Source organism: Plantactinospora sp. GCM10030261 (assembly GCF_042666615.1).
Lineage (GTDB): Bacteria > Actinomycetota > Actinomycetes > Mycobacteriales > Micromonosporaceae > KBS50.
This window is the reverse complement of the sequence record NZ_JBHTDD010000061.1, coordinates 1-3450: the sequence shown is the minus strand read 5'-3', so window position 1 is coordinate 3450 and position 3450 is coordinate 1. Positions and strand designations below refer to the sequence as shown.

At 71.1% G+C, this 3450-nt stretch carries 3 protein-coding genes; all 3 read left to right on the top strand.

The window, feature by feature from the left end; translation table 11 throughout:
• Positions 1-200 precede the first annotated feature (200 nt).
• On the top strand, positions 201-530 hold the full coding sequence (locus ACFQUZ_RS32310; RefSeq protein ID WP_377449087.1) for a hypothetical protein: 330 nt from the start codon (positions 201-203) through the stop codon (positions 528-530).
• A gap of 166 nt (positions 531-696) precedes the next feature.
• Entirely contained in the window at positions 697-1719 is a 1023-nt protein-coding gene (locus ACFQUZ_RS32305; RefSeq protein ID WP_377449085.1) for an SDR family oxidoreductase, read from the top strand.
• 131 nt (positions 1720-1850) lie between these two features.
• Positions 1851-3407 carry an alpha-amylase family protein gene (locus tag ACFQUZ_RS32300; protein ID WP_377449083.1) on the top strand — a complete coding sequence of 519 codons (1557 nt, stop codon included), beginning with the start codon at positions 1851-1853 and terminating at the stop codon, positions 3405-3407.
• Positions 3408-3450 lie beyond the last annotated feature (43 nt).

Here is a 3450-nt window from a genome sequence, read left to right as displayed (position 1 = left end):
GCCCCGCCCGCCCCGGCGATCTTGCACTTCAGGTTGCCGTTTCGCGTCTTCTGACCCGTTATTCCGGGGCCAGTAGTGCAAGATCGCGGGGACGGTGGGTCGGCGACCGGGGGAGAGGGTGGGCGCGAGACAAGGGGAGGACCATGCGGGGAGCACGTAGGTTGGCGAGGCCGGCCGGTGGTTGGGTCGGGGTGGACCCGGTGCGTACGGCCGCCCTGTCCCGGGCGTTGTGGGGAACCGCGTTGCTCGCCACGCCGGGACCGGTGCTGCGCGGGTTGGGCGGTCGGCGTACCGAGCTTGCCGTCGCGGTGCTGCGGGTGCTCGGGACGCGACACCTCGCGCAGGGCCTGGTGACGGCGGCGCGACCGACCGGGCCGGTCCGCGTGGCCGGAGCGGTGGTTGACGCGCTGCACGCCCTGACGACGGTGCTGGTGGCCGGTGTCGACCGTCGGCAGCGGGGACCGGCGCTCGCCGAGACCGGGCTGGCCGTGGCGTGGATCCGCACCGCCGTCACGGCGGCGCGCCGCTGATGCCGGTCGGTTCCATCGATCCGGTCGCTGGCCATCCGTACGTCGTGGTTGTTTCACCGGCCGTGGTGCGCATAACAGCCGATCGCTCGGGAACGCGGGCCGGGGCCCCGAGCGGGACCATTCGAGGCGGCGGGGTGCGGGCCGGCACCCGGACGGGGAGGGCGAGATGGGCTCGCTACGGCACAGCAAGGTCGCGGTGGTCACCGGAGCCACCGCCGGGGTGGGGCGGGCGGTCGTTCGGGAACTCGCCGGCCTCGGCATGCGGGTCGGGCTGCTGGCGCGCGGGTCAACGGGACTCGCGGCGGCTGCCGAGGACGTCCGCGCCGCCGGTGGCGAGCCGTTGCCGATCGAGACCGATGTGTCGGACTACCGGCAGGTGGCGGCCGCGGCCGACCGGGTGAGCGCGGAACTCGGCCCGATCGACCTGTGGATCAACGACGCGTTCACCTCCGTGTTCGCCCCGTTCGTGGACGTCGAACCGGAGGAGTTCCGCAGGGTCACCGAGGTGACCTACCTCGGATACGTGTACGGCACCCGGGTGGCCCTGGACCGGATGCTGCCCCGTGACTCGGGCACCATCGTGCAGGTCGGTTCGGCACTTGCCTACCGGTCGATCCCGCTGCAGTCCGCGTACTGCGGGGCGAAGCACGCCATTGTCGGGTTCACCGAGTCGGTGCGCACCGAGTTGCTGCACTCCCACAGCCGGGTCCGGATAACCCAGGTGCACCTGCCCGCGGTCAACACCCCGCAGTTCGAATGGGTGCTCTCCCGGCTGGATCGGCACGCCCAGCCGGTGCCACCCATCTATCAACCGGAGGTGGCGGCCCGCGCGATCGTGCACGCGGCGGACCACCCGCGGCGCCGGGAGTACTGGGTCGGCGCCTCCACGGTCGCCACGATCATGGCGAACCGGCTGATACCTGGGCTCCTGGACCGTTACCTGGGGCGTACCGGCTTCGCCTCCCAGCAGACCGACGAACCGGCCCCGCCGGACCGGCCGAGCAATCTGTGGCACCCGGTCGACGACGGCCGCGGCACGGACGCCGGCGCGCACGGAGGCTTCGACGACCGGGCGCATGACCGCAGCCCGCAGGTCTGGCTCTCCCGGCACCGGCCCCTGTTGACGGCGGGTGCGGTGGCGGCCGGTGCCGCTGGCGCCGCGGTGGCGGTCGCGATCCGACGCGGGTGAACATAACGAGCACGTTCTATTGACGAAGGCCGCTATCCGGGCCTACAGTGCGTCCCACAAGTTTCCTGCAAGTTTCAATATTCTTGCAGAAAGTTTGCGGCCCACCCCCACACTCCACACCGGAGGCAGCCATGGGCACCCCCATGCCCCGGTCCGGCCGGTTCCGCACACCCGCCGACCGTTCCCGCCCGTCGACCGACTCCGCCACCCCGCCCACCGGAGCTCCGCCCGTCGATCGACTCCGCCACCCCGCCCATTGGAGTCCCGCCCGCGCCCTCCGCCGGCGTCCTGCCCGTACTCTCGCCCTCGCGGCCGCCGCCGTCACCCTCGGCGCCACGCTCACCGCGGCCGCGCCGCCCGCCGGCCGGCCCGCCGAGGCCGCCCCGCCGGGAGTCAGGGACGTCACCGTCACCCTCTTCCAGTGGCGGTACGACTCGATCGCCAACGCCTGCACCAGCACGCTCGGACCCAAGGGGTACGGGTACGTGCAGGTCTCACCACCCCAGGAGCACATCCAGGGTCCACAGTGGTGGACCACGTACCAACCGGTGGCGTACCGGGTGGCCGGCCGGCTGGGTTCGGAGTCGTCGTTCCGGTCGATGATCTCGACCTGCCACGCCGCTGGCGTCAAGGTGATCGCGGACGCCGTCGTGAACCACATGTCGGCGGGCTCGGGCACCGGCACCGGCGGCTCGTCCTACTCCAAGTACGACTACCCCGGGTACTACCAGAACCAGGACTTCCACTCCTGCCGGCGCCGCATCGCCAACTACGCCGACCGGTGGGAGGTGCAGAACTGCGAACTGGTCGACCTCGCCGACCTGAACACCGGCAGCGACTACGTCCGCGGGCGGATCGCCGGCTGGCTGAACAGTCTCATCTCGATGGGGGTGGACGGGTTCCGGATCGACGGTGCCAAGCACGTCGCGGCCGCGGACCTCGCGGCGATCAAGAGCCGGCTGAGCAACCCCAACATCTTCTGGGTGCACGAAGTCATCTACGGCGCCGGCGAGGCCGTGCAGCCAGGTGAGTACACCGGCAGCGGGGACGTCGACGAGTTCCGGGCGGCGTACGACCTCAAACGCATCTTCACGAGCGAGCGGCTCGCGTACCTCAACAACTGGGGTGAGTCCTGGGGTTACCTGCCGAGCGGGCAGGCCCGCCCGTTCGTCGACAACTGGGACACCGAACGTAATGGCTCGACCCTGAACTACAACTACGGCTCGACCTACACCCTGGCCAACGTGTTCCTGCTGGCCTGGCCGTACGGGTCGCCCAGCATTCACTCCGGCTACGAGTTCACCAACTACGACGCCGGTCCGCCGAACGGTGGTGCCGTCTCCGCCTGCTTCTCGAACGGGTGGAAATGCCAGCACCTGTGGCGGCAGATCGCCAACATGGTCGGCTTCCGCAACGCGGTGCGGGGCACCGGGGTCACCAACTGGTGGTCCAACGGCTACCAGGCCATCGCCTTCGGTCGCGGCTCGGCCGGCTACGTCGTCATCAACCGCGAGTCGTTCGCCGTCAGCCGCACGTTCCAGACGTCGCTGCCCGCGGGGTCGTACTGCGATGTGCAGCACGGCGACCGGACCGGCGGTGGCTGCACCGGTCCGACGTACACGGTGGACTCGGGCGGCCGGTTCACCGCCACCGTGGGCGCCGGCGACGCCATCGCCCTCCACCGCTGAGCCCCCACCACCCCCCACCCGTTACCCCCCAACCCCCCGCCCC